Below are 24,079 nucleotides of genomic sequence, written 5' to 3'. Positions count from 1 at the left end.
GTAATTGTTTATTTTGTATCGATTAAGTGTGCTGCCACTTCTAGACTGGTCCCATGCCCACTCCGATTCTCAGCTACCGCGATGCCCGCCTCTTCAAGGGCGACCGCGAGCACCGCATCCTGGCCGGCGCCATCCACTATTTCCGCGTTCACCCCGAGCTGTGGGAGGACCGTCTGGCACGTCTGAAGGCGATGGGCGCCAACACCGTGGACACCTACGTCGCCTGGAACTTCCACCAGGAGCGGCGTGAGGATGCCCCGGACTTCAGCGGCTGGCGGGATCTGGGCCGGTTCATCGACCTGGCGGGCGAACTCGGCCTGGACGTGATCGTCCGCCCCGGACCCTACATCTGTGCCGAATGGGACAACGGCGGGTTCCCGTCCTGGCTCACCGGGACCCCCGACATCATGCTCCGCTCCACCGATCCGCGCTTCACCGGGCCTGTCGGCGAATGGCTCGACCATCTGGTCCCCGTCATCGCGAGCCGGCAGGCGGCGCAGGGCGGGCCCGTCGTCGCGGTCCAGGTCGAGAACGAGTACGGCAGCTACGGGGACTCCGCCGAGTACATCCGTTGGAGCGCCGAGGCGCTGCGGGAGCGCGGCATCACCGAACTGCTGTTCACCGCGGACGGCGGCAGCGACTACTACCTCGACGGCGGCGCCGTCCCGGAGATCTGGGCGACCGCCACGCTGGGGTCCCGCGGCGCCGAGGCGATCGAGGTGTGGAAGCGCCGCCGGCCCGCCGAGCCGTTCTTCAACGTCGAATTCTGGGGTGGCTGGTTCGATCACTGGGGCGAAGCCCACCATGTGCGTCCGGGCAGTGAAGCGGCGGCTGAGATCCGCACGATGCTCGACGCCGGCGGCTCCCTCTGCGTCTACATGGCCCACGGCGGGACGAACTTCGGACTCGGCGCGGGAGCGAACGAGGACGGCGGCATCCAGCCGACCGTGACGAGCTACGACTCCGACGCCCCCATCGCCGAGAACGGCGCCCTCACCGAGAAGTTCCACGCCATCCGCGCCGAATTCCTGCGCGCCCAGGGCCTGGCCGACGACGAGTGGCCGGCCATCCCGGCGGCGCTCCTGGAACCGGCGCCGGTGCTGCCCGCGCGCACCCTGGAGCTGTCCCCGGCCCGTCTGCCGCTCCTGGACGCCTTGCGCGCGGGGCTCGACTCCGCCGTCGAGGCCGGAGAGCATCACCCGAGCGAGCGGCCGCTGAGCTTCGAGGAGATCGGCCACCATAACGGTCTGCTCTTCCACCGCGCGACGGCGGTCCTCCCGGGCCGCGAGGACGCTCCCCAGGAGTGCCTCCTCAAGCTGCCTGAGCTCCACGACCGCGCTCAGATCTGGGTGGACGGCGAACCGGTGGGCATCCTGGACGATACGACCGGCGCGGCGGGCCTGGCCGTGCTGGGCCACGGTCGCGAGGTGGTGCTGGAGATCCTCGTGGAGAACGTGGGTCGCATCAATTACGGCCCGCACACCGGTCAGCGCAAGGGCCTGCTGGGCGGGGTCCTGGTCAACCAGCGCTTCACGCTCGGCTGGGAGCACCTGGTGGTCGACCCGTCGCGGTTCGGCCAGGAGGACCTGGCTGAGCTGGCGACCGCTGACTTCGAGGCGGAGATCTCGGCGGACACGTACCTCGCGCTGCCCGGCTCGACCAAGGGCTTCGTCTGGATCAATGGGTTCCTGCTGGGACGGTACTGGGAGATCGGGCCGCAGGAGACCCTGTACGTGCCGGCGCCGCTCGTGAAGGCCGGTCGGAACACGGTGCACATGCTGGAGCTCGGCGTCAGCGGCGGCACGGTGGAACTCCGGGAGGCTCCGCAGCTCGGGGCCACCCGCGTGGACGTCCTCACGGAGGCCGAACTCGCCTGAGCCGGAGCACCCAGGATCGGTGCGAGGCCGCGGGATATGCTGGACAGGCTCTCGCACCGTCCAGAACGCCCCCTCGAAGGAGTGCCCCCATGGCCCCGATGCGTCCGTCTGCCGTCGTCCGGACCGTGATGGCCGCAGCCGTTCTGGCCTGCCTGCCGGCCTTCACCGCCTGCGCGCCCGGCCAGCCCGCCCCGAGTCCGGCCGTGACGAGCGGCGCGCCCCAGCGGCCCGTCGTCGTCGGTGCGCTGGACACGGCGGAAGGCGCGCTTCTCGCCGAGCTGTACTCGGGCGCGATCCGTTCGGCCGGGGTGCCGAGCAGCGCCAAGCTCAATGTCGGCGGACGCGCCGCGACGCTGGAAGCCCTTCGCTCCGGCCGGGTGCAACTGGTCCCGGCCTACACCGGCAGCCTCCTGGAAGCACTGGGCGGCACCACCAAGGACACGGGCGACGATGCGGTGAAGACCGGGATCAACGCCGCCTTGCGCAAGCCACTGGCCGTCCTGGACGCCTCGGGCGCTCAGGACCGCGAAGTCGTGGCCGTCACCAAGGTGACGGCCGAGAAGTATCAGCTCAGGACGCTGGAGGACCTGGGGAAGGTCTGCGCGCAGACGGTGTTCGCCGCGGCGGCGGATTTCAGCGGAGGGCTTTACGGCTCTCAGGCCCTGAAGACCGCGTACTCCTGCACGCCCAAGCGCGTGATCACCTACGGCATGACGAGCGGACCGGACGGCGGACCGTCGCTGCCGAATTCCGACGCGCAGCCCAATGCCACCCTTCCGCAGCCGCTCAAGTCGCTCCTCGAGGACGAGGCTCAGGTGGCGGTCCTGCTCAGCACCGATCCCGCGATCGTGGACAACGATCTGGTGGTCCTGGAGGACAACCGCAAGGCGCTGCTGCCGGAGCAGGTCGTGCCCGTGGTGGACGAGGCTGCATTGCCGGAGCGTGCCCGGGACGCCGTCAACAATGTCTCGCGGACCCTCACGGCGGACGATCTGGTGACCATGAACCGGGCCATCCGGGGTGACCAGGCCCGCACACCCCACGAAGTCGCCCTCTCCTGGCTGAAAGAGAGGGGGATCACAGGGTAGAGGCTGTGTCATATGGCATATTTGGTGAATGGCAGAATTCAAGCAGTCCACCAAGCTTCACAACGTCCTCTATGACATCCGGGGACCGATCCTTGAGGCTGCGCAGCAGATGGAGGCCGAGGGTCACAAGATCCTGAAGCTGAACATCGGCAATCCGGCGCCCTTCGGCTTCGAAGCGCCGGACGCGATTCTGGTGGACATGATCCGCCATCTGCCCCATGCCCAGGGCTACAGCGACTCCCGTGGCATCTTCTCCGCCCGCACCGCCGTCTCGCAGTACTACCAGACCCGCGGCATCCAGAACATCGGCGTCGATGACATCTACCTGGGCAACGGCGTCAGCGAGCTCATCACGCTCTCCCTCATGGCGCTGCTCAACGACGGCGACGAGATCCTGATCCCGACCCCGGACTACCCGCTGTGGACCGCGTCCGTCAGCCTCGCGGGCGGCCGCCCCGTCCACTACCTCTGTGTGGAGGAAGAAGGCTGGGCGCCGGACATCTCGGACCTCGAGTCCAAGATCACCGAGCGCACCAAGGGCATCGTCCTCATCAACCCGAACAACCCCACGGGCGCGGTGTACTCCGAGCGCACCGTCCGGGCGATCGTCGAGCTCGCGGACAAGCACGGCCTGGTGGTCTTCTCCGACGAGATCTACGAGAAGATCCTCTACGACGATGCCGTGCACGTGAACACGGCCAAGATCGCCGGCGACGACGTCCTCTGTCTCACCTTCAACGGTCTGTCCAAGGCGTACCGCATCTGCGGGTACCGGGCGGGCTGGATGGCCATCTCGGGCCCGAAGGCCGCCGCCAAGGACTTCCTCGAGGGCATCAACCTCCTGGCCAATATGCGTCTGTGCGCCAACGTCCCCGGGCAGCACGCGATCCAGACCGCCCTCGGCGGGTATCAGAGCATCAACGATCTGATCCTGCCCGGCGGCCGGCTCCTCGAGCAGCGGAACAAGGCGTACGAGCTGCTCAACGCCATTCCGGGCGTCAGCACGGAACAGGCCCACGGCGCGCTGTACCTGTTCCCGAAGCTGGACCCTGAGGTCTATCACATCCGGGATGACGAGAAGTTCGTCCTGGACCTCCTGCGGGAGCAGAAGATCCTGGTGTCGCACGGCCGTGCGTTCAACTGGGTCCGCCCGGATCACTTCCGGATGGTCACACTACCTGCGGTCCCCGACATCGAAGAGGCGATCGGGCGCATGGCCGATTTCCTGAGCCGGTATCCCGGCAACTGACCGACCTCCGGTCAGTCAACAGCCCGCACATCCCTGGGGAAGGAATGGAACATGGCGTCGAAGAAGAGCCTGGTGGACTTCACGAAAGATCCGGCGAAGACCTTGAAGGTGAAGGAGGGCTTCGCCCTCGCGGACGTCGATCCGGACTCATCGCCGGGATTCCCGGGCCGGAAGAGCGACGGCGCCGCACACCTCGAGCGGCAGGACGCCCTGTTGTCGGGTCTGCAGGAGCGGCTGTTCGCGGCGTCCAAGGGCGGCGCCCCGGATCGGGTGCTCCTGGTGCTGCAGGCCATGGACACCGCGGGCAAGGGCGGCATCGTCAGCCACGTGGTGGGCGCGATGGATCCGCAGGGGGTGCGTCTGAAGGCGTTCAAGGCCCCCACGGAGGAGGAGAAGTCCCACGACTTCCTGTGGCGCATCGAGAAGGAGGTGCCCGGAGCCGGCATGGTCGGTGTCTTCGACCGCTCCCACTATGAGGACGTGCTCATCCACCGGGTGCACGGCTGGGCCGATGGCGCCGAGCTGGAACGCCGCTACGCCGCCATCAACGAGTTCGAGGAACGCCTGATCGCGGAGGGCACGCGCGTGGTCAAGGTGATGCTCCACATCTCCAAGGACGAGCAGAAGGAACGCCTTCTCGCCCGGCTGGAGGATCCGGCCAAGCACTGGAAGTACAGCACCGGGGACCTGAAGGAACGCGGGTTCTGGGAGGACTACCAGGCCGCCTTCCAGGCCATGTTCGAGAGGACGTCCACTGCGGCGGCGCCGTGGTACGTGGTCCCGGCGAACAAGAAATGGTACGCCCGCATCGCCGTCCAGCAGCTGCTCATCGACGCCCTGGAGGACATCGATCCGCAGTGGCCGGCCGCCGACTTCGACGTGGCCGAGCAGATCGCCGCGGTCGAGGCCTCCTGAGGGGACCCGCCCGGGCCGGCGCCCTGAGCGTGGTTCCCCCGAAGGGAGCGGTCGGCTGACCGCTGCCGGGTCAGGCCTCGGCGTCCGGCTGGGCGGCCTTGAGCCGGGCGCGGGCGCCCTCCAGCCACTCCTCGCAGCGGGCGGCAAGGGCTTCTCCGCGCTCCCAGAGCGCCAGCGAATCCTCCAGGGTGCTTCCACCGGCCTCGAGACGCTGCACCACGAGGAGCAGTTCTTCGCGGGCCTCCTCGTAGCTGAGAGCGGTCACGTCCGGTGCGGTGGTGGTCTTCTCGGCCATGTCAGTTCCTCACGTCCTGGGAAGCGGTGTCGCCTCCGGTCTTGTCCTGTCGGGTGGTCTTGTGCTGCTGCGTGGTCTTGCGGGCGCGGGCGGTGGTCCCGGACGACGCCGGGGTGGTCGCCTGTGCCGTGAACTTGCCTCCGGCGACGCGGATGAGCAGGTCCCGCCCACCCTCGGTCTGTGCCGGGTCCCGGACGATCGCCCCGGAATCCTTCCCGCCCTCCAGATGCACGACGGCGTACCCGCGGTCCAGTGTCTTCTGCGGGGAGAGCGCGAGCAGCTGAGCCCGGAGGTGGGTGATCTGATCCTGACCGCGCGCAAGGGCGGAGGTGAGCGCCGTCGTGGACGTCTGGCGGAGGCGCCGGAGCTCCTCGGCCCGTGAGTCCACCATGGTCAGGGGCTGCGCCAGCACCGGGCGCGAGCGGAGCTGTTCCAGACGCTCGGACTCCCGGTCCACGCGCTGGTGGATGACGCGGCGCATCTGATCCCGGGCGTAAGCGAGACCCGCGAGTTCCTCGGCGACGTCCGGGACGATCCGCTTGGCGGCATCGGTGGGGGTCGAGGCACGGAGATCGGCCACGTAGTCCAGCAGGGGCTGGTCCGCCTCGTGGCCGATGGCGCTGACCACCGGCGTGGTCGCGCGGCTCACGGCCCGGATGAGGTCCTCATTGCTGAACGGGAGTAGGTCCTCCAGGGAACCGCCGCCGCGCGCGATGACGATGACGTCCACGTCGGGGTCGGCATCCAGCTCGAGGAGGGCGGCGGTGACCTGACCGACGGCCGTGACGCCCTGGACGGCGACCTCCCGCACGTCGAACTCGACCGCCGGCCAGCGGAGCGCGGCGTTGCGGAGCACGTCCTTCTTGGCGTCCGAGTCCCGGCCGGTGATGAGCCCGATCCGGTGCGGCAGGTAGGGGAGGGGACGCTTCAGTTCGTCGGCGAACAGGCCCTCGGCGGCCAGCGCCTGCCGCAGCCGTTCGATCCTGGCGAGCAGATCCCCGAGGCCCACGGGGCGGATGTCCCGCACGGACATGTTGAGGCGGCCCGTCTTGAGCCAGAACTCCGGCTTGAGCTGGGCCACCACGCGGGAGCCGCGCTCCAGGGTGGCGTCCAGCCGATTGAGGTTGTTCGCCCAGATGGACGCCGGGAGCGATACTTCGGCGTCCACGTCGCGCAGGGTCAGATACGAGGCGCTGCCGCGGTGGTTCAGCTCGATGATCTGGCCTTCGACCCACGCCATGGGCGTCCGGTCGATGTGGGCCTTGAGCTTCTCCGACAAAAGCCGTAGAGGCCAGGGGTTGTCCGGGGAGGTCTCGCCCGCGGTGGCGGGCAGAGCCGCAAGGCTGTCCTGCGGTTCACTCATGTGCTTTCCTCACTCTCGCCATTCCTTCCTTCACCCTATCGAGGAGCGAGGACATTTTCGTGCCGACTAGACTGGCTGGTGACCCCGGCGACCCACCCGCGGGTTCCTCCGCCCCGCTTCCCCGCCCATAGAAAGGCCACGGTGCGTACCACCATCGCCGTCCTCGCGGCCATCCTGTCCTTCGTCCTGACCCTGATCGCGGGTCCCGTGCTGTGGCTGGACAAGAATGTCGTGGACCGGGCGGGATTCGTGCAGACCATGAGTCCGCTCGGCCAGGACGACTCGTTCAAGAGGGATCTCGCGACGGCGATCGGACGGCGCGTGGCGGCCGAAGTCCCGGTTCCGGAGCAGATCGATTCCGTGGTGAGCAAGGCCGTGACCGCCGCGGCGAACGGCATGTTCGACCTCCCGGGATATCCCGAGGCCTGGAACGCCACCCTCGAGCGGAGCCACGCCCTCACCATCGGCGCGGAGTCGAAGACCTCCACGACCGCCTTCACCCTCGACGTCGCGCCGCTGGTGGACCTCGTGGTGAAGGAGGCGAACAAGAAGCTCCCGGTCAAGGTGGCAGGCCCCAAGGTCGCGCTCATCAGCATGGGCGACCTGAGCCAGCGCCAGATGATCGAACCCGTTCTCAAGGTCGCGCCGTACGGCACTCCGCTGACCGTCGGCGCCGTCATCGCGTTCCTTCTGGCCCTGGTCAGCGCACGACGGCGGGGCGCATTCCTCATGGTGGCGGGCGTCGGCGCGGTGGTCATCGCCGTCATCTGGAAAGTGGTCACGTTCGCCGGCGTCACCGTCCTGGGCCAGCGCATGAGCGGTGAACTCGAAGGAGTGGTCCTCACCCGGGTCGGCGATGTCGTCACGGCGCAGGTCGATCAGACCTTCTGGGCCTTCGTCATCGCCGGGCTCGCCGGATTCCTGGCCGGCATCGTGATCGAGTCGGTCCGCCGTCGGAAGGAGATCCGCCGGGTCGGCGCCTCCGCCCCGCGCGCGGACGATGACTACGACGACGGATTCCTGCCCGGCCGCTGACGGTCCCGCCGGCGGCTCACTCCGCCGTGGCGGACTCCCAGATCTCCGGTGACGGGGTGATCTCCCGGGCCATCTCCTGCAGGAAGCGGATGACGACCTCCCTCTCGGCCGGCGCGAGGCCCGCCGCGACGCCGAACCGGCGCGCCTGCTGACGGCCCACCGTGTTCATCGCCGCCGCGCGGGTCTCCTCGGTGACGGTGATGGCCAGGGCCCGGCGATCGCTGGGGTGGGCCTGTCGCAGCACGTGTCCCGCTCGCTCCAGCCGGTCCAGGAGCTTCGTGGTCGAGGCGGTGGAGATCCCCAGGTGCGTCGCGATGCCGCCCGGGGTGGCAACGATGCCCTGATTGCGCGCCACGATCAGGTAGTGCAGCGCCCGCATATCCGACTCATTGAGCTTCATGTAGCGGCGGGAGGCGTCCGACAGCTCGTTCTCCGCCGTCCGGAGTGCCGCCAGCGCCTCCATGACCCGGTTGATCTGCTGGAGGTCCTCGGGGGACACCCCCGACCGGTCGACCAGTTCCTCGTGCGGATCGGCGGTCTCGGCGTGATACATGGACGCGGGTCCGAGGCCCTCCTCGTCGCCAGGAAAAGTCATCCCTCAAGTTTACTCCTTGGCTTTCTTTCAACTTGTCTAATTGCTAGCCTGGCTAGAAACAAGGTGATGGAAGTATGTTGGTGACCGAACCGGAACACTTTCCATCGGGATGACGAGGGCAGGACATGAGAATGCAGCGGACCCAGGAACAATCTCCCCGGGAGGTGGCGGCGCCCCCGTCCACGGGCTCCCCGAAGACTCCGGCTCGTTGGATCAGGATCTTCCTGCCGGCGCTGCTGATCGTCGGCTGGCTCGTGGCCGGAAGCATCGGGGGACCGTATTTCGGCAAGGTGGACGAGGTCTCGTCCAACGACCAGACCACCTACCTGCCGTCGTCGGCGGAAGCCACTCAGGTCCAGCAACTGCTGCCCGCGTTCAACGAGCCTGACCGGATTCCCGCCATCGTCCTGTTCACCGCGGACTCCGCGCTCACCCGGGACCAGAGCGCGAAGATCACCGCGGTCCTCCAGGACCTGAAAGGGCGTCAGGGTGTCGCGGGGGACATCTCCCCGGCGATCCCGTCGGAGGACGGGAAGGCCGTTCAGGCGTTCGTGAGCATCGACTCGACATCCGAGGTCGGCGCCGTGGTCGAAGAGCTGCGCCAGGAGCTGCGTCAGAACACGCCCTCCGGGATCACCGTCCAGGTGACCGGACCCGCCGGGTTCACCGCGGATCTGCTGGAAGGTTTCTCCGGGATCGACGGGCTGCTGCTGGCGGTCTCCCTGATCGCCGTGCTGATCATCCTGGTGGTGGTCTACCGTTCCTTCCTGCTGCCGCTGGCGGTGCTGCTGAGCAGTGTCTTCGCCTTGTGCGTGGCCCTGCTGACCGTCTGGTGGCTGGCGAAGGCCGGCGTGCTGCTGCTCAACGGCCAGACGCAGGGCATCCTGTTCATCCTGGTCATCGGTGCGGCCACCGATTACTCCTTGCTCTACGTGTCACGCTACCGGGACGAGCTGGCCCGAGGCCACGAGCGCTGGGCAGCCTCCCGCACGGCCCTGCGCCGTTCCCTTGAGCCGATCGCGGCGTCCGGCGGAACCGTGATCGCGGGCCTGCTGTGCCTGTTGCTCAGTGATCTGAAGTCCAACAGCGCCCTGGGTCCGGTGGCGGCCATCGGAATCGTCTTCGCCATGCTGTCGGCCCTGACGTTCCTCCCCGCGCTGCTCTACGTCATGGGCAGGGCCGCGTTCTGGCCGCGCCGCCCGCGTGCCGTGGACGACGACGCCGACCCGGACTCGGCGACCACGCGCCGGACCGTCTGGGACCGCCTCGCCGTGGCCATCCGGCGTCGTCCGCGACTGATCTGGAGCAGCACCGTGGTGCTCCTGGTCGCTGCCTGCTTCGGGCTGGGCGGGCTGCAGGCGTCCGGCGTGCCGCAGTCGGATCTCGTCCTGGGGAAGTCCGAAGCTCGTGACGGTCAGAAGGCCCTGGGGGAGCACTTCCCCGGAGGGTCGGGCAGCCCCGCGCTGCTGGTCGTTCCCGCGGACCGCTGGACCGATGCCGCCGCCGTCGCGTCCCGGGAGCCGGGAGTCCAGTCGGTGAGCGTGAGTTCCAAGGACGCCCCGGGCGGGTCGATTCCGTGGACCCCGCCGGGGGAGAAGCCGGCGAATCGTGCTCCCCAGGCCACCAGCGCCACACCGACCGAGGCCGACGGCCGTGTGCTGCTCCAGGCGACGCTTCGGGACGCCCCGGACTCGCAGGCCGCGGAGGACACCGTGGTGGCGCTGAGGAGCGCGGTCGGCCGGGAGGTCCCGGGGAGCCTGGTCGGCGGCGTGACCGCCACCGCCCTGGACACCAACACCGCCTCGGTCCACGACCGGAATCTCATCATTCCCGTGGTGCTCGGAGTCATCTTCGTGATCCTGGGTCTGCTGCTGCGCTCGATCGTGGCTCCGCTGCTCCTGATCCTGAGCACGGTGCTGTCCTTCGGCGCCGCGCTGGGGGTTTCGGCTCTGGTGTTCAACCACGTGCTGCACTTCCCCGGAGCGGACGCGTCGGTGCCCCTTTACGGGTTCGTGTTCCTCGTGGCGCTCGGCATCGACTACAACATCTTCCTCATGAGCAGGGTGCGGGAGGAGATGAAGAAGCACGGCTCCCGGGAGGGGCTGCTCCGCGGGCTGAAGGCGACGGGCGGTGTGATCACCTCTGCAGGCCTGGTGCTGGCGGCGACCTTCGCGGCGCTGGGCGTGATCCCGATCCTCTTCCTGGCCCAGATCGCTTTCATCGTGGCCTTCGGAGTGCTGCTGGACACCTTCGTGGTCCGGTCACTGCTGGTGCCTGCGGTCGGGTATGAGCTGGGGCGGTGGATCTGGTGGCCGTCGCGCTGGTCGCGGAAGCCGTGACACCTGCGGGACGCGCCGTTCACGGTCGATGGGGGACCGGGAACGGCACGACCTCGGCGCCGGGGGTTGGCTGGGACGCAGCTCACCCCCGGAGGCCGGGTCCGGTTCAGTAGAATGGATGTCATGACCTCGGCCGCCATCTCAGTGCCCATGCCCTCCATCCCGCGCAAGCGCCGGACCCGCGAGGAGGTGGAGGCCGCTGCGCCGGTGGCCGCTCCGAAGAAGGTCCTGCTCGCCGCGCCGCGTGGTTACTGCGCCGGCGTGGACCGCGCGGTGATCGCCGTCGAGAAGGCGCTGGAGCACTACGGCCCTCCCGTGTACGTCCGCAAGCAGATCGTCCACAATGTGCACGTCGTGACCTCCCTTGAGGAGAAGGGCGCCATCTTCGTGGAGGAGAACGACGAGGTGCCCGAGGGCGCCCTGGTCATCTTCTCCGCTCACGGTGTTTCTCCGGCCGTGGTCCAGTCCGCCGAGGACCGTGGCCTGCGGACGATCGACGCCACCTGCCCCCTGGTGACCAAGGTGCACCGCGAGGCCGTCCGCTTCGCGAAGGATGATTACGACATCCTGCTCATCGGCCACGAAGGTCATGAGGAGGTCGAAGGCACCGCGGGTGAGGCGCCTGAGCACATCCAGATCGTCAACGGGCCGCACGAAGTTGACCAGGTGACGGTCCGGGATCCGAACAAAGTCATCTGGCTTTCGCAGACCACACTGAGCGTGGACGAGACCATGGAGACTGTGCGCCTGCTGCGGCAGAAATTCCCCACCCTGCAGGATCCGCCCAGCGACGACATCTGCTACGCCACCACCAACCGCCAGGTGGCCATCAAGAAGGTCGCCCCGCAGGCGGACCTCGTGATCGTGGTCGGCTCGGCGAACTCGTCCAACTCGGTCCGTCTCGTGGAGGTGGCCCTGGAGTACGGCGCCAAGCGGTCCGAGCGCGTGGACTACGCGAACCAGGTCGATGAGGCATGGTTCGAAGGCGTGGCCACCGTCGGCGTCACGTCCGGAGCGTCGGTCCCCGAGGTCCTGGTGCAGGACGTCCTGCGCTTGCTGGCCGACTACGGGTACGGCGATGTCCAGGAAGTCGTGACGGCCGAGGAGGACCTGCTGTTCTCTCTTCCCAAGGAACTGCGGGCGACCCTCAAGGCGGCCGGCGATTCCAGCCGGGCCCTGGGTGGCCGTGGCAACCGGCCCCTGAGCTGACCTCCCAGCGTTCGCCGGCTGAAACCCCCTGGATCACCGTTGCGTGATGCAGGGGGTTTTCCTGTTTCGCCACGGCGCGGAAGAAGCCCCTCTGACCTGCGCTGATGCCCGGGAAGCCGGTCCATCCCAGCCTCTGCCGGCTGATAGCCTCGAAGGATGAGCAGGCGATTCAGGCAAGTGGATGTTTTCGGCACGACGGCGCTGGGTGGTAACCCGGTGGCCGTGGTGCTCGACGGCGAGGGGATGACCACCGAGGAGATGGTCCGCTTCACCGCCTGGACCAACTTGTCCGAGTGCACCTTCGTCCTGCCGCCCACCACCGATGAGGCCGACTACCGGGTCCGGATCTTCGCCCCGGGTTCCGAGTGTCCCTTCGCCGGCCACCCGACGCTCGGAACGGCACGCGCCTGGCTGGACGCCGGTGGGGTGCCGAAGACGCCCGGGGTCATCGTGCAGGAGTGTGGCGCCGGTCTGATCCAGGTCCGTGAGGAAGAGGGGCTGCTCGCCTTCGCCGCCCCGGGTCTGATCCGTGGCGGTGAGGTCGAGGAACCCTACCTGCAGGACGTGGTGGAGATCCTGGGCGTCGAGCGCGAGGACGTCGTCGAAGCCCGGTGGATCGACAACGGGCCCGGGTGGGTGGGGGTCCTCCTGGCCGACGACCGCACCGTGGTCGGCCTTGAGCCGAATGCGAGCCGTCATCCCGGACGATGGGACATCGGTGTCCTCGGTCCGTGCCCGGACGGCGACCAGGACGCTTTCGAAGTGCGGGGCTTCTTCTCCGACGGGATCGGCGGCCCTCTGATGGAGGACCCGGTGACCGGCAGCCTCAACGCGTCGGCGTCCCAGTGGATGATCGAGACCGGTCGCGCGACGCCTCCGTTCACCAACCGGCAGGGCGGCTGCATGGGCCGGGACGGCCGCATTCACCTCAAGGACGTCGACGGCGAGCTGTGGGTGGGCGGCACCGCCGAAGTGGTCTTCAGCGGCGAGTACCGCGGCTGAGTGCTGCGGATTGGGTTCCGTGGGCTGGGGCCCGCAAGCTGAGGCCCGCGGGCTGAGGCCTGTGGGCTGAAGTCCGTGGGCTTGGCCTCGTGGGCTTCGCCGTCAGGAGGCGGCCCGGTCTTCCTCGTCGAGGAGCTCCGCTGAGGTGAGCACCCTGGGCGTCGTTTCGATGGTGGCCGGGGTGCTGAACTGTTCGGCGTCGCCGAGGTTCAGGCTCGTCATCTTGCGGGCGGTGCTCAGGACCCGGGTCTCGAGGGTGCCGACGAAGCGGTTGTAGTTCTCCACGCTCGATTTCAGCGACGTGCCCATCTTGGAGATGTGGCCGCCCATGGTTCCCAGGCGGGTGTACAGCTCCTGGGAGAGGTCGTAGAGGTCCTTGGCGTTCTCGGTCAGGAGCTCCTGCCGCCACGTGACGGCGACGGCCTTGAGCAGCGCCATCAGGGTGGCGGGGGAGGCGAGGGCGACGTTCCTGCTGAAGCCGTAGTCGAGCAGGCTGCCGTCGGCTTCCAGCGCTGCGGCCAGGAACGACTCCGCGGGCAGGAAGCAGACCACGAGTTCCGGGCTGGCGGGGACGGCATCCCAGTACCGTTTGCTCGCGAGGGCGTCGATGTGGGCCCGGACAGCCTTGGCGTGGGCTTTCAGGAGGTCGTTCCTCCGCTCCGGTGAGGAGGCTCCGTTCTCCTGGGCTTCCAGGAAGGAGCTGAGCGGCACCTTCGAATCCACCACCAGGTACTTGCCCTGGGGCAGCTGCACCACGAGGTCGGGGCGGACCGCCGCGTCACCGGACACCGAACTGAACTGTTCGTGGAAGTCCACGTGGTCCAGCAGACCGGCGGACTCGACCACCCGACGGAGCTGGACTTCTCCCCAGCGTCCGCGGCTGGCGTTGTTCTTGAGGGCCGACGCCAGTGAATGCGTGCTCTCGAGGAGTGCCGCCTCCACCTGACGCGCCGATTGGAGCTGCTCGGAGAGCTGCCCGAACTGGTGCTGCCGGTCCCGTTCCAGGAGTGCGACGTGCTGCTGGACGGCGGCGAGTTTCTCGGCCACGGGCGCCAGCGCATGCAGGACGGTGTTCTCCTGCTCGTCGAGGCTGCTGAGGGCACTGTTCTGGCGTTCGAGCAGTTCAGCCCGCGCCCGGGCGTCGGCGAGGGATTCGCGGCTGAGGCCCAGCTGCTGTTCCGCATCCCGCAGCTGGGCGCGCAGGAGGGGCGCGCCGTCGTCGTTCCGGGAGCGTCCCCAGAGGAAACCGGCGGCGAGTCCGAGCAGCAGAGCGAGAAGGACGAGCAGGATGTTTTCCATGCTTTTCACTGTGCCATGGGGGACTGACATTAATGGCGGCGGCGGGCCGAGGGGCGGTTCCCGGTATGATGGTTGACCGTGGCTCTTACTATCGGCATCGTCGGACTTCCCAATGTTGGCAAGTCAACGCTCTTCAACGCACTGACCCGCAACCAGGTCCTCGCAGCGAACTACCCGTTCGCGACGATCGAGCCGAATGTCGGCGTCGTCAACCTCCCGGATCCGCGCCTCACCCAGCTCGCCGAGATCTTCGGCAGCCAGCGGATCCTGCCGGCCACCGTGTCCTTCGTGGACATCGCCGGCATCGTGAAGGGCGCGTCGGAGGGTGAAGGCCTGGGCAACCAGTTCCTCGCCAACATCCGCGAGGCCGAGGCCATCGCCCAGGTGGTCCGCGTGTTCGATGACCCGGACGTCATCCACGTGGACGGCAAGGTCGACCCGCGCTCCGACATGGAGACCATCAACACCGAGCTGATCCTCGCCGATCTGCAGACCATCGAGAAGGCGATCCCGCGCCTGGAGAAGGACATCCGCGCCCGCAAGCGCGAGCAGTCCGAACTCGACGCCATCAAGGCCGCCCAGGCCGTCCTCGAGCGCGGCGACACCATCTTCTCCTCGATCGCCTCGGACAAGCTGGACCTGGACAAGCTCAAGGAACTGAGCCTGCTCACGGCCAAGCCCTTCATCTACGTCTTCAACGCCGACGAAGGCATCCTGGGCAGCGAGGAGAAGCAGGCCGAACTGCGCGCCCTGGTCGCGCCGGCCGACTGCATCTTCCTCGACGCCAAGCTGGAGTCCGACCTCGTGGAGCTCTCCGAGGAGGAGGCCCGCGAGATGCTGGAGATGAATGGTCAGGAGGAGTCCGGCCTGGACCAGCTCGCGCGCGTCGGTTTCCACACCCTCGGCCTGCAGACCTACCTCACCGCAGGTCCCAAGGAGGCCCGTGCCTGGACCATCCGCCAGGGTGACACCGCCCCGCAGGCCGCCGGCGTGATCCACACCGACTTTCAGCGCGGCTTCATCAAGGCGGAGGTCGTCTCCTTCCAGGACCTGGTCGACGCCGGTTCCATGGCTGAGGCGAAGTCCCGCGGCAAGGTCCGCATCGAAGGCAAGGAATACGTCATGTCCGACGGCGACGTGGTGGAGTTCCGCTTCAACGTGTAGTTCTCCGCACGGAAAGGCCCCGGCAGCTTCGGCTGCCGGGGCCTTTCCTGTTGTTCAGATGTCTGCCGTCAGCGGTACGTGACCGTGACCCCGTAGCGCGGATGCCAGGTGAGGTATCCGTGCTGGAAGAACTGCCGGGAACCCCAGACGTTGTTCGGGTAGGTCCGGCCCATGAGCAGCGGCTTCTCCTCCGTGGTGGGGTATCCCAGCCGGCCCCACGCCCACTTCAGGGACTGGTAGACCTTCGCGTTCGGTCCCATCACGCGCTGGGCGCCGGTCGTGGGGGACCACCAGATCATCCCGTTCTGGAACCACTGGTAGCAGCCGCGGCCCGGGGCCGTGCACTGCTCATCGCCGATCGGGTAGCCCAGGGACTTTCCGGTGTACGCCGACGACTTGTAGTCCGCCCACACGTAATTGGCGCGCTGGTAAGCGCCCAGGACCGCGCCCCGGACGGCACGTGCGCCGCTCGCCTTCGACCACCAGATCATGCCGTGCTGGAAGCGCTGGTAGCAGCCCGACTTGTCCACGGAGTTCACGATCAGTCCGAAGCACTGTTCGACGGCGGTGGGATACCCCAGGTAGCCCTTCTCGCCGCCCAGGGACCGCCACTTGGTGCGGATGGCGCCGGCGACGGGCTGGGCGCCTGTGGTGGGTGTCCACATCACGGTTCCACGGGCGAATTCCTGGCTGCAGCCCTTCTGGGGCAGACCGCACCGCTCGTCGGACAGCGGCGCCCCGTACAGACCGACGTTGACCCTGTCGCCGTCCCAGCGGAACATCGCTCCCCGGACCACCGCGAGCGACGTCCCCTTGGTGTAGATGGAGGCGTGCTGGAACGTCGTCTTGCAGTAGCCGACCGCGTACGTCAGGTCGCACGTCGAGTACAGCGGATAGCCGGCCGCCTGGCCTGCTTCGCCGCCGAGAGCCCGCCAGCGCGTCCACTCGGGGCTGCCGACCGCGATGGAGCCTCGGACCGAGGTCCCCAGCGAGTACATCTGGACGATGACGTTGTTTCTCACGCTGTTCGCGTAGCCCACGAACCGCGCAGTGCAGCCTCCCTGGGCGAGGCCGCATTGCACCGGGGACAGCCAGCGGACGCCGCTGCTGGTGGAGCCGCGCGGCTGCAGGTACTGAACGATCGGCTGGCTGCGGTCGAGCACGAAGGCGGCGGCTCCGTCGGGCGCGACGATGACGGCCTTCTGGAACACCTGCTGGTCGGAACCGGGCACCGAGAGACCGGGTTCGGTCCACCGGTAGTCCGTGAGGTCGCCTTCCGGCATGCCGTACTTCGCGTATCCGCCGCCTTCGAAGTACTTGGCGCCCACCGCCGTCGTCCGCGAGACCCCATGGGCTCCGACGCTGGTGTTCCAGTAGGCGGTGCCGTCTTCGAACTCCTGCGTGCAGAAGGTGGCGGACGCGCACACCTGTGCGGTGACCGGCTTGCCGAACCGCGGTGGGATCTCGTAATACCGGTACCACGTGGCGAACTTGTCGCCGATGGCGACGGGCGTCGGTGTGGCGCTTGGAAGCGGAGTGGGTGCCACGGTGGCCGTGTCGCTGGGGGAGGGCGACGGTGTCGGCTCCGACGACGGCGTGGCGGTCGGTGCGTCAGTGGTCACCGGGTCCGTGGCGGACTCCGTCGGGGAGGGCGTCGCCGACGGAACCGATGTGCTGCTGACCTCGGGGGTGGACGATTCCTCAGCATTCGCAGAGGCCACGGGGGTGACCAATCCGCTACACAGAGTGATCGCTGTGGTCACCGCGAAGAGAGCTTTCAGCCCTCGACGCCGAATGCTGGGCACGTGTGCCATGGTCCCCCAAAAAATACCGTACGGCCGGATTGCTGAACGGATTCTATCGGGTGGGAGGACCGCTGGGAAGGGCGCGAAGACATCGTGCTCGACGACGACACGGTGCAGTGCCGCTTCACTGTGTGACCACGGTGCGAAGGGGAACCGGTCGGACCCGGAATCGTCTCCGTTCAGAAGGTGTTGTCGGCGGACAGCTCCGTCTTCGGCGGTCGCCCGAACTTCGCCCGGTAGGCCTTGATGAGTTCGCCTCCAGTGACCTCGTCACCCGATGCGAGCCGTGCAAGGTGCGGCACGAGCCAGCGGGCGTCACAGGCGTCGAATTCCTCGGCAAAGCTCTCGTTCAGCGCGCCGTCGAGGATCACCCATGTGACCGCCACTTGTCCGCCGGCGTTGGCGATGTGAGGGCCCATCGAAAAGTTGAGAAGGGTCCTCTCACCGCGTGGGTAGACGCTGATCGACACCGGGTGCGGCCAGCCGGTGGCGCCCTCGGGCGAGTGGCCGAGCACCAGGAAGTTCAGCTGCCCGCGTGATGTGCCGGCCATGCGGTCTCCTTTGTCTTCCAGGGACCGTGTGCCGGTCCTGCGGATCGGGTCATCAGACTAGTCCGCTGAACCAGCCGCCGGGCCCGCCGCCGCGGCCTCCGCGAGACCCTTGAGGTGCTTCGCCGTCGCGCGCCTGATCGAGGCCACCTTCGGGCTGTCGACGCGCCCCGGGGGCAGGCTGTCCAGAATCGTGACGCCCGCGCGGGCGGCGAGCGTCAGCAAGCCCCACATGCCGATCGAGTCCAGTTCCAGGTTGATCTCCTGGGCAGTGGCGGCCGCGAACGCCGCATGCGCGACCGCTTCGACCTCAGGGTCGCTCGGCCTCTTGGCCGCGCCTTTGACGGCGTTCGGCTGGTTCGAATAGTTGTCGAGCGCGGTGAGCAGCCGGTCGGCACGCTCGGCCCCGAGGGCGGCCTCGACCCTCTCCTGAATCGGGTACGTCTCCGTCATGGTCGTTTCCTGGCCTCATAGGGTCACTGCGGTGATGTCCGCCGGAACCCCGGCGGGCGTACACCGCTCATGGTAACCACGTCGGCGCAGATGCGCGGGAGTGTCAGGTGCGCGGCGCCAGGAGTCCGTCCGCGAGGACGTCGAGCATGGCGGTGACGGCTTCCGGAGGCAGGCTGCTGTTGTCGGCGACGGCGGCCACGCCACCCACCAGGCGGCACATCTGCAGGGCTTCCGCATCGGACCGGAGATCGGGCCCGAGGGCGTCGATGACCCTCTGGTTGGCCTGCATGTAGGTCTGGCATTTGGCCTCGTACGGGGACCCGGCCACTCCGAGCGAGGCGGTGATCCGCGCGGCGGCGCCCTGGTGTGCCGTGAGCATCGCGGTGTACTCCCGGAGCCACAGGGCGAGCCGTTCCCGCGGGGTTCCCGGCGCCTCCATGGCGGCGTCCGCAGCGGCGTTGACCTTGTCCGCCCAGGCTTCGATGACGGCGTCGTGCAGCGCGTCCTTGGTGGGGAAGTGGCGGTAGAGGGTGCCGGCGCCGATGCCGGCCTTCTTGGCCACCTCGTCCATGGTCAGCGCATCGTAGCCTTTGGCGCGGGCCAGCTCCCGGGCCACTTCGACGATCCGGTCACGGTTCCGACGGGCGTCAGCGCGCACCTGAACACTTCCTTCGAGAAAAGTCTTGCGAAAACGGAGAGTGTCTCCGTATAGTTCTAAGCGGAGCAACTCTCCGATTAGTGTACGCCAGTCCCCGTCGTCAGAACAGGACTCCCCATGGCTCCCCTCACAGACACCCTTCTGCCCACCCGGAACCGGGCCACAGCCCGGACAACCTCCCTCGGGCTGGGCCTCGTCATGCTCGCCCAGCTCATGCTCGTCCTCGACGCCACCGTCGTGAACGTGGCGCTGCCCCGCATCGCCACGGACCTCCACTTCTCCCCGGCTCAGCTCAGCTGGGTCCTGAACGCCTACGCCCTTGCCTTCGGCGGCCTCCTGCTGCTCGGCGGCCGCGTAGGCGACGTGCTCGGCCGCCGTCGGACCTTCCTGGCCGGCGTCGCCGTCTTCACCCTCTTCTCACTCCTGGGTGGCCTCGCCACCGATCCGCTCTTCCTGGTGGTCGCACGCGCCTTCCAGGGGGTCGGCGCCGCGTTCGCCGCCCCGAGCGTGCTGGCCCTCATCACGACCAGCGCCCGCGATGACAAGGCGCGCAACCGCGCCCTGGCCATGTTCTCCGCGATCTCCTCCATGGGTGGCGCGCTCGGCCTCATCCTCGGCGGCATCCTGACCTCGACGGCGGACTGGCGGTGGACGCTGTTCATCAACGTCCCCATCGGCCTGGCGATCCTCGTGACCGTGCCGAAGCTGGTGGCGGAGACCCCGCGCCAGACCGGGCACTTCGACGTCCTGGGAGCCGTCACCGCCACCGGCGGCGCCGTCGCGATCGTCTGGGCCCTGATCCAGGCCGCCGAGGACGGCTGGTCCAGCCCGCTCACCCTGACGGGGCTCGCCGTCGGCGCCCTCCTGCTCGTCGCGCTCGCCGTGACGGAACGCAGGGTGGCCCATCCGCTGCTCCGGCCGCAACTGCTCCGCAGCCCCAGCCGTGTGGCGGCACTGGCCGCGATGGCGGCGACGTACGCCGGAATGCTCGCGATGTTCTTCCTGATGGTGCAGTACCTGGAGGATGCGCAGGGCTACTCGCCGCTCCTCACGGGACTGATGTTCCTGCCCATGCCCGTCGGAGTGTTCACGATGTCACGCATCGTGCCGAGGCTGGTGGAGCGCTTCGGCGCGGAGCGTCTGGTGAATGTCGGCGCCGCGCTTCGGGTCGCCGCTTTCGTCCCTCTGGCGCTGATCGGCCCGCAGACCCCGCTCACGCTGGTGATCGCCGCGCTCGCCTTCACCGGCATCTCGGCAGGGCTGACGTTCATGCCGTTGACGACCCTCGCCCTGCGGAACGTCGATCCGGAGGAGGCCGGTGCCGCATCTGGCCTGTTCCAGACCATGCAGCAGCTCGGTGGCGCGGTCGGCCTGGCCATCGTGGCCTCCGTCTTCGCGGCCTTCGCGATCCCCGGCGACTTCTACGCCGGAGGCAGGGCGGGCTTCCTCGCGGCGACCGTTCTCTCGGTCATCGCCCTGCTGTCGGTGCTCGGCCTGGCGTTCCGGACGCGGAGTGCCCGACCGCTGGAGGCCGACGTCGACGCCGTCTGAGCCATCCGCTCGCTGTTCACGCACTGACGGGAAAGACCCCGGCACCACCTGGTGCCGGGGTCTTTCCGTGTCGTGGGTCGGAGGGCGAAGTCGGCGACGTCGCCGAGGAACCGGAGGTCGTGTGGCAGGCTCGTGCTGTGGCACGGTCGGCGGCGGCCACGACGACGGCGACCCGTCGCCTCCCGGGGCGCGGCAGGGAAAGGGCGTGACGGCATGTCAGAGGTTCCTCGCGAGTCCGGCTTCCTCGAGGTCACCGAAGGCCAGCGGATCTACTGGGAGGAGTGGGGCGACCCCCTGGGAATTCCCGTCCTTTATCTGCACGGAGGTCCCGGCGGAGGACTCGGTGCGAGTGGCTATCGGCGGCGGGTGGACCTGGAACGGACCCGGGTGGTGGGCTTTGAACAGCGAGGGTGCGGACGCTCACTACCGCACGCCTCCGATCCGCTGACCGACCTCGGGGTGAACACGACGGCCCATCTCATCGGCGATATCGAATCACTTCGTGCCGACCGCGGGATCGATCGCTGGGTGGTCAATGGGGTCTCGTGGGGTTCCACCTTGGCGCTGGCGTATGCCCAGGCCCACCCGGACCGGGTGCTGGGGCTCGTGCTCGTGGCGGTCACCACGACGAGTCGCCGCGAGGTCGAGTGGATCACCGAAGGTGTCGGCATGATGTTCCCCGAGGCCTGGGACCGACTTGCTGCGTTCGCGGAGGGTTCGGATATCGGATACCGGCGGGGCGAGGGCCGATTGATCGATGCCTATGCCCGGCTTCTGAGCTCGGCGGACAGCGGGCTCCGCGATGCGGCGTCGAAGGAATGGGCGCTCTGGGAGGACACCCACGTGTCCATCGGCTCCGGCGGATTCTCCAGAGACCCGCGATGGGAGTCCGACGCCTACCGCCTCGCGTTCGCGACGCTGACGACGCATTACTGGTCGAACTCAGGGTTTTGCGAGGCTGGGCTCCTGGCGGGTATGGCCGGCATCGCGGACATACCCGGCGTGCTCATCCACGGCCGGAACGATATTTCCGGCCCTGCGGTGACCGCCTGGGAGGTGCATCGCGCATGGCCCGCGTCCCGTCTGGTGATCGATGAGGGGGAAGGCCACGGAGGCGCCGGGATGATCGAGGCGTGGTCGCAGGCGAACGACGACATCCTGGCGGCGGTCCGCGCCCGGGGCATGGCATGAGCGGCGCAGCGCCCCGGGAGGCGCGGGTGGTCCAGAAGGCCGTCGCCTACGTCGTCCACCACGGACGACTCCTGGTCTTCACCCACGACGACGTGCCGATCGAGGTCACGGGCGTGCAGGTTCCGGCGGGCACCGTCGAGCCCGGGGAGGCTCCTGCGGAAGCGGCTGTCCGGGAGGTGTTCGAGGAGACCGGCCTGAAGACCCGTGTGGTCCGTGAGCTGGGCACGGAGTTCTACGATGTGCGGCCGGCCAAGGAGGAGCGTCACGAGCGTCATTTCTTCCAGCTGGTGCCGGTGGAGGACTCTGTCCCGGAACGATGGCAGGCCGGTGAGGAGCATCCGTCCAAGGGGCAGGCGCAGCGCTGGACCTGCTGGTGGGCGCCCTTGGAACACGGTCACGTGCTGTGCGCGGGCTTCGGGGCCCTGCTGGGGGAAATCGTCGGCTGATGCTGCCTTTTGAGTCGAAGATGGCGGGCTGATATCGATGGATTTCACAGACGCGCCCCTATATCACGCGATATATTTAGTGGGTGAGTAACCGCGTTCGAGAAATCCGCGAAGCCGCTGGATTGAGCCAGGCCGAGCTGGCCCGCCGCTCCGGCGTGGCTCAGCCCAACATCGCGGCTTACGAGGCTGGTCGGCGCAAGCCGAGCGTTGATATGGTGAACCGCCTCCGCGCGGCAACACTGCCGCTTCCCCACGATGCGTTGGCTGACCACCGAACTGACCTGGTCGATCTCGCGCACCACTATGGTCTTGTCAACGTGAGAGTCTTCGGGTCGGTCGCTCGACGTGACGACAGGCCCGGCAGCGATCTGGACCTTCTGGTCACGAGACCTGCAGGCATGGGTCTGTTGACGCTTGCTAAGTTTGCCGATGAAGCCGGCGAACTCTTGGGCATCGAGGTCGACGTCGTGACTGACGGCGGCCTACCGGACGACCATGAAATTCTGAAGTCTGCGGTTGAAATATGAGCGATCGTGACAGCCGGGCCTTGAACGAGATCCTGAGGCTGTGTGCGATCGGCGCCGATCTCGTCGCGCGAGGGCACGACTGGTACACCGGTGACCCTGACAATGTGCCAGGACTCGCAGCAGAGTCGCTCATCGTGAAAATCGGTGAAAACGTGGCGCGCATGAGTTCAGAGACGATTGGGCTGCATCCGGAAGTTCCCTGGTCCTCCATCAAACGCATGCGTGACCGATTGGCCCATCACTATGAGGGAACGGACTACGGGGCCGTCTGGGACACCCTGGTCAACGATCTGCCGGTCATCGATGGATATATCCGGTCGCTCGATCTCGGATGAATCCTGGAGGCCGCCCGACAGGGTGTTTTTTGCTGAGCGCGAGTCTGAGAAGTTCGAGGTCTGTGGACCATGCCACCGATGTTGCGCTGCAGATCGTCCGCGGTCTGTAGGTCGCTCGGCGTGGCCGCATGATGTACAACCTGCTGCCCACTGGACATTGAGCGAGCAACCCTGATCGAACCGGACCGGAACTATCGGGTCCCGTCCCCGGCCCGCCCCGGAGAATCATTGGTGTCAGGAGGACCACATGATCGCCACGCTCAACGCCCTGGTCGACCACATCGAGGAGAATCTCGGTGAGCCGATCGACGTCGCCGGATTCGCCCGGCGGCACGGCACCACGGAGTATCACCTGCGGAGGATGTTCGCATCGCTGGCGCAGCTGCCGCTCTCGGAGTACATCCGCAACCGCCGGATGACCCTCGCCGGCGCCGAACTGGCCGCAGGCGCGCCGCATCTCCTCGATGTGGCCGTGCGCTACGGCTACGGGTCGGTCGAGGCGTTCGGCCGGGCGTTCCGTTCCGTGCACGGCGCCAGCCCGTCCGACGTGCGACGCCATGGTGGTCCGCTCAGCACTCACACCATGCTCAGGTTCCGCCTGAGCGTAGAAGGGGGCACGTCCATGGACGTCACCATCACCGAACTGCCCGGCCTCATGCTCGTCGGGCATGCCGCTCGGGTCCCGCTCATCCATCGAGGGGTCAACCCTCACATCCAGGCGCACCTCGCCGCGATCCCGGTCGAGGAACACGTGCGCCTCAAGGCCCTGAGCAGCGCCGAGCCGTCGGGCATCCTCGCAGTCACCGACGGCACCGATCCGGACGCTCCGGAAGGATCTCTGCTCACGTATCTGCACGGCGTCGCGGTGGAAGCCGGCACGGAGTTCCCCGAGGATCTCGACGCTCTCCCGCTCGAAGCCGGCACCTGGGCGGTGTTCGCCGCGCGGGGCCCGTTCCCGGAAACGCTGCAGAACCTCTGGGCCGCGACGGCGACCGAGTGGTTCCCGTCGAACCCGTGGCGGTTGCGGCCCGGTCCGTCGATCGTGCGGTATCTGGAATTCAAGGAGAGCTTCGCTTCGTGCGAGCTCTGGTTGCCGATCGAGAAGGGGTGAGCGAGCGGTCCTGGGGCGGGGGCG

General features: G+C 68.0%; 23 protein-coding genes. 15 read left to right on the top strand and 8 right to left on the bottom strand.

Annotation, left to right across the window (positions count from 1 at the left end; all coding sequences use genetic code 11):
* Nucleotides 1-53: 53 nt before the first annotated feature.
* The 4 genes from P9849_RS11920 to P9849_RS11905 all read left to right on the top strand — a co-directional run bounded on the left by P9849_RS11920 (nt 54) and on the right by P9849_RS11905 (nt 5,129).
* The gene (locus tag P9849_RS11920) at nt 54-1,877 is read left to right on the top strand and encodes a beta-galactosidase family protein (RefSeq protein WP_278266996.1); all 1,824 of its coding nucleotides are present in this window, start codon (nt 54-56) and stop codon (nt 1,875-1,877) included.
* An 89-nt stretch (nt 1,878-1,966) separates the two neighbouring features.
* Nucleotides 1,967-2,965: an ABC transporter substrate-binding protein gene (locus P9849_RS11915; protein ID WP_278266995.1), complete on the top strand. Its 999-nt coding sequence runs from the start codon at nt 1,967-1,969 to the stop codon at nt 2,963-2,965.
* Between the two features lie 28 nt (nt 2,966-2,993).
* Nucleotides 2,994-4,214, top strand: coding sequence for a pyridoxal phosphate-dependent aminotransferase (locus P9849_RS11910; RefSeq protein WP_278266994.1), 1,221 nt, complete (start codon nt 2,994-2,996; stop codon nt 4,212-4,214).
* A 51-nt stretch (nt 4,215-4,265) separates the two neighbouring features.
* On the top strand, nt 4,266-5,129 hold the full coding sequence (locus P9849_RS11905) for a polyphosphate kinase 2 family protein (protein ID WP_278266993.1): 864 nt from the start codon (nt 4,266-4,268) through the stop codon (nt 5,127-5,129).
* Between the two features lie 70 nt (nt 5,130-5,199).
* Here the strand turns inward: P9849_RS11905 and P9849_RS11900 are convergent, their stop codons facing one another.
* Both P9849_RS11900 and xseA read right to left on the bottom strand, forming a co-directional pair.
* Complete coding sequence (locus tag P9849_RS11900) at nt 5,200-5,424, bottom strand: exodeoxyribonuclease VII small subunit (protein WP_278266992.1); 225 nt, start codon at nt 5,422-5,424, stop codon at nt 5,200-5,202.
* 1 nt (nt 5,425) lies between these two features.
* A complete protein-coding gene (xseA, locus tag P9849_RS11895) occupies nt 5,426-6,787 on the bottom strand; it encodes an exodeoxyribonuclease VII large subunit (protein ID WP_278266991.1) in 1,362 nt (453 codons plus the stop codon).
* Nucleotides 6,788-6,928: 141 nt separating this feature from the next.
* On the opposite strand from xseA, the gene P9849_RS11890 reads away from it, so the two are divergent.
* Entirely contained in the window at nt 6,929-7,822 is an 894-nt protein-coding gene (locus P9849_RS11890) for a hypothetical protein (protein WP_278266990.1), read from the top strand.
* Nucleotides 7,823-7,838: 16 nt separating this feature from the next.
* On the opposite strand, the gene P9849_RS11885 is transcribed toward P9849_RS11890, so the two are convergent.
* Nucleotides 7,839-8,417: a MarR family transcriptional regulator gene (locus P9849_RS11885; protein ID WP_278266989.1), complete on the bottom strand. Its 579-nt coding sequence runs from the start codon at nt 8,415-8,417 to the stop codon at nt 7,839-7,841.
* 131 nt (nt 8,418-8,548) lie between these two features.
* Between P9849_RS11885 and P9849_RS11880 the strand changes: the two genes are divergently transcribed.
* The 3 genes from P9849_RS11880 to P9849_RS11870 all read left to right on the top strand — a co-directional run bounded on the left by P9849_RS11880 (nt 8,549) and on the right by P9849_RS11870 (nt 12,967).
* Nucleotides 8,549-10,756, top strand: coding sequence for an MMPL family transporter (locus P9849_RS11880; RefSeq protein ID WP_278266988.1), 2,208 nt, complete (start codon nt 8,549-8,551; stop codon nt 10,754-10,756).
* A 123-nt stretch (nt 10,757-10,879) separates the two neighbouring features.
* A complete protein-coding gene (locus P9849_RS11875; RefSeq protein WP_278266987.1) occupies nt 10,880-11,965 on the top strand; it encodes a 4-hydroxy-3-methylbut-2-enyl diphosphate reductase in 1,086 nt (361 codons plus the stop codon).
* Between the two features lie 156 nt (nt 11,966-12,121).
* Entirely contained in the window at nt 12,122-12,967 is an 846-nt protein-coding gene (locus P9849_RS11870) for a PhzF family phenazine biosynthesis protein (RefSeq protein ID WP_278266986.1), read from the top strand.
* A gap of 102 nt (nt 12,968-13,069) precedes the next feature.
* On the opposite strand, the gene P9849_RS11865 is transcribed toward P9849_RS11870, so the two are convergent.
* Nucleotides 13,070-14,266, bottom strand: a complete 1,197-nt coding sequence (locus P9849_RS11865) for a DNA recombination protein RmuC (protein WP_278266985.1) — start codon at nt 14,264-14,266, stop codon at nt 13,070-13,072.
* Nucleotides 14,267-14,344: 78 nt separating this feature from the next.
* Here P9849_RS11865 and ychF point away from each other — a divergent pair, with 78 nt between their 5' ends.
* Nucleotides 14,345-15,430 carry a redox-regulated ATPase YchF gene (gene ychF, locus P9849_RS11860; protein ID WP_278266984.1) on the top strand — a complete coding sequence of 362 codons (1,086 nt, stop codon included), beginning with the start codon at nt 14,345-14,347 and terminating at the stop codon, nt 15,428-15,430.
* A 68-nt stretch (nt 15,431-15,498) separates the two neighbouring features.
* Here ychF and P9849_RS11855 read toward each other — a convergent pair whose 3' ends face one another.
* From P9849_RS11855 to P9849_RS11840, 4 genes are all read right to left on the bottom strand, one after another.
* Nucleotides 15,499-17,052: a hypothetical protein gene (locus P9849_RS11855; RefSeq protein ID WP_278266983.1), complete on the bottom strand. Its 1,554-nt coding sequence runs from the start codon at nt 17,050-17,052 to the stop codon at nt 15,499-15,501.
* A gap of 362 nt (nt 17,053-17,414) precedes the next feature.
* Entirely contained in the window at nt 17,415-17,786 is a 372-nt protein-coding gene (locus tag P9849_RS11850; protein WP_278266982.1) for a hypothetical protein, read from the bottom strand.
* Nucleotides 17,787-17,843: 57 nt separating this feature from the next.
* Nucleotides 17,844-18,236, bottom strand: coding sequence for a hypothetical protein (locus P9849_RS11845; protein WP_278266981.1), 393 nt, complete (start codon nt 18,234-18,236; stop codon nt 17,844-17,846).
* A 103-nt stretch (nt 18,237-18,339) separates the two neighbouring features.
* Nucleotides 18,340-18,894: a TetR/AcrR family transcriptional regulator gene (locus tag P9849_RS11840; protein ID WP_278266980.1), complete on the bottom strand. Its 555-nt coding sequence runs from the start codon at nt 18,892-18,894 to the stop codon at nt 18,340-18,342.
* Between the two features lie 117 nt (nt 18,895-19,011).
* Here P9849_RS11840 and P9849_RS11835 point away from each other — a divergent pair, with 117 nt between their 5' ends.
* The 6 genes from P9849_RS11835 to P9849_RS11810 all read left to right on the top strand — a co-directional run bounded on the left by P9849_RS11835 (nt 19,012) and on the right by P9849_RS11810 (nt 24,055).
* Nucleotides 19,012-20,445: an MFS transporter gene (locus P9849_RS11835; protein WP_278266979.1), complete on the top strand. Its 1,434-nt coding sequence runs from the start codon at nt 19,012-19,014 to the stop codon at nt 20,443-20,445.
* 213 nt (nt 20,446-20,658) lie between these two features.
* Nucleotides 20,659-21,636, top strand: coding sequence for an alpha/beta fold hydrolase (locus P9849_RS11830; protein ID WP_278266978.1), 978 nt, complete (start codon nt 20,659-20,661; stop codon nt 21,634-21,636).
* Nucleotides 21,633-22,082 (top strand): NUDIX domain-containing protein, encoded by a 450-nt coding sequence (locus P9849_RS11825; protein WP_278266977.1) that lies wholly within the window; start codon nt 21,633-21,635, stop codon nt 22,080-22,082. The genes P9849_RS11830 and P9849_RS11825 overlap by 4 nt, the downstream gene beginning before the upstream one ends.
* A gap of 83 nt (nt 22,083-22,165) precedes the next feature.
* Nucleotides 22,166-22,609 carry a helix-turn-helix domain-containing protein gene (locus P9849_RS11820; protein WP_278266976.1) on the top strand — a complete coding sequence of 148 codons (444 nt, stop codon included), beginning with the start codon at nt 22,166-22,168 and terminating at the stop codon, nt 22,607-22,609.
* Complete coding sequence (locus P9849_RS11815) at nt 22,606-22,944, top strand: HepT-like ribonuclease domain-containing protein (RefSeq protein WP_278266975.1); 339 nt, start codon at nt 22,606-22,608, stop codon at nt 22,942-22,944. The genes P9849_RS11820 and P9849_RS11815 overlap by 4 nt, the downstream gene beginning before the upstream one ends.
* Nucleotides 22,945-23,191: 247 nt before the next feature.
* Nucleotides 23,192-24,055: an AraC family transcriptional regulator gene (locus tag P9849_RS11810; RefSeq protein ID WP_278266974.1), complete on the top strand. Its 864-nt coding sequence runs from the start codon at nt 23,192-23,194 to the stop codon at nt 24,053-24,055.
* Nucleotides 24,056-24,079: the final 24 nt, after the last annotated feature.

It is taken from the genome of Arthrobacter sp. Y-9, assembly GCF_029690065.1.
Classification (GTDB): domain Bacteria; phylum Actinomycetota; class Actinomycetes; order Actinomycetales; family Micrococcaceae; genus Arthrobacter_E.
This window is presented reverse-complemented; position numbering and strand designations above follow the sequence as displayed.

Excerpts from the sequence above, each read along its gene's own strand:
- P9849_RS11815 (WP_278266975.1), top strand. The coding sequence starts at position 22,606 with ATGAGCGATCGTGACAGCCGGGCCTTGAACGAGATCCTGAGGCTGTGT.
- P9849_RS11875 (WP_278266987.1), top strand. The coding sequence starts at position 10,880 with ATGACCTCGGCCGCCATCTCAGTGCCCATGCCCTCCATCCCGCGCAAG.
- P9849_RS11830 (WP_278266978.1), top strand. The coding sequence starts at position 20,659 with ATGTCAGAGGTTCCTCGCGAGTCCGGCTTCCTCGAGGTCACCGAAGGC.
- P9849_RS11900 (WP_278266992.1), bottom strand. The coding sequence starts at position 5,424 with ATGGCCGAGAAGACCACCACCGCACCGGACGTGACCGCTCTCAGCTAC.
- P9849_RS11870 (WP_278266986.1), top strand. The coding sequence starts at position 12,122 with ATGAGCAGGCGATTCAGGCAAGTGGATGTTTTCGGCACGACGGCGCTG.
- P9849_RS11865 (WP_278266985.1), bottom strand. The coding sequence starts at position 14,266 with ATGGAAAACATCCTGCTCGTCCTTCTCGCTCTGCTGCTCGGACTCGCC.
- P9849_RS11845 (WP_278266981.1), bottom strand. The coding sequence starts at position 18,236 with ATGACGGAGACGTACCCGATTCAGGAGAGGGTCGAGGCCGCCCTCGGG.
- P9849_RS11915 (WP_278266995.1), top strand. The coding sequence starts at position 1,967 with ATGGCCCCGATGCGTCCGTCTGCCGTCGTCCGGACCGTGATGGCCGCA.
- P9849_RS11885 (WP_278266989.1), bottom strand. The coding sequence starts at position 8,417 with ATGACTTTTCCTGGCGACGAGGAGGGCCTCGGACCCGCGTCCATGTAT.
- P9849_RS11905 (WP_278266993.1), top strand. The coding sequence starts at position 4,266 with ATGGCGTCGAAGAAGAGCCTGGTGGACTTCACGAAAGATCCGGCGAAG.
- P9849_RS11850 (WP_278266982.1), bottom strand. The coding sequence starts at position 17,786 with ATGGCCGGCACATCACGCGGGCAGCTGAACTTCCTGGTGCTCGGCCAC.
- P9849_RS11920 (WP_278266996.1), top strand. The coding sequence starts at position 54 with ATGCCCACTCCGATTCTCAGCTACCGCGATGCCCGCCTCTTCAAGGGC.
- P9849_RS11880 (WP_278266988.1), top strand. The coding sequence starts at position 8,549 with ATGCAGCGGACCCAGGAACAATCTCCCCGGGAGGTGGCGGCGCCCCCG.
- P9849_RS11825 (WP_278266977.1), top strand. The coding sequence starts at position 21,633 with ATGAGCGGCGCAGCGCCCCGGGAGGCGCGGGTGGTCCAGAAGGCCGTC.
- P9849_RS11835 (WP_278266979.1), top strand. The coding sequence starts at position 19,012 with ATGGCTCCCCTCACAGACACCCTTCTGCCCACCCGGAACCGGGCCACA.
- P9849_RS11810 (WP_278266974.1), top strand. The coding sequence starts at position 23,192 with ATGATCGCCACGCTCAACGCCCTGGTCGACCACATCGAGGAGAATCTC.
- xseA (WP_278266991.1), bottom strand. The coding sequence starts at position 6,787 with ATGAGTGAACCGCAGGACAGCCTTGCGGCTCTGCCCGCCACCGCGGGC.
- P9849_RS11910 (WP_278266994.1), top strand. The coding sequence starts at position 2,994 with ATGGCAGAATTCAAGCAGTCCACCAAGCTTCACAACGTCCTCTATGAC.